The following is a 559-nucleotide window of genomic DNA, read 5'->3' as shown; positions in this document are numbered from 1 at the left end:
CGCGACCTAGGGGGTTATCTTCTGCTTTGGTTGGATTCTTTAGCTGCTTCGCGATTTTTTGGCGAGCAATGAAAAGAGACACACCGCGAACCAACGCGATAATCAAACCAATCGCTAATAGAACAAGGATGATCTGGCCAACTACGCCACCCGCATTTAGACGATCTTTCAGCGTTGGCGAGTTCGCTAGCTGTTCTAAAAGAATGCCACGCGATGGATCAATAACTAACGAATCCAATTCGCCGTTGGTGAATGCGCTCGCTGTCGGACCATTTTCTGGCTGACGCAAATAGTTCACTGCGTCACCGCGCTGGCCGTTCCATTTCACATAGCCATTGTCATCAAGTAGTGCCATTGCGCCAAGACGAACACCGTTGACTTTCTGTTCTTTACCTTCTCCATCGAGCAAAGTGAAAGAGACCTTCGCCAGTTCGCCACTTGCGGTAACTTGCTCTTCCATACTGCGCCACATCGCTTGCAATTGCTTCAACGTCGGTAGAGACTTCGCCGCGACAATAGCTTCAATGTCTTTTTGATATGAGTTGGCATCTACGCCTGT

1 pseudogene is annotated in these 559 nt (G+C 49.0%); it reads right to left on the bottom strand.

Annotated elements, in window-relative coordinates:
• Positions 1–559, bottom strand: a pseudogene (locus R7040_RS28920) (flagellar motor protein MotA); the annotation flags it as partial.

It is taken from the genome of Vibrio sp. 1069 (assembly GCF_033340555.1).
Note: the sequence above shows the minus strand (reverse complement) of the source record. Positions and strands in the feature narration are given on the sequence as shown.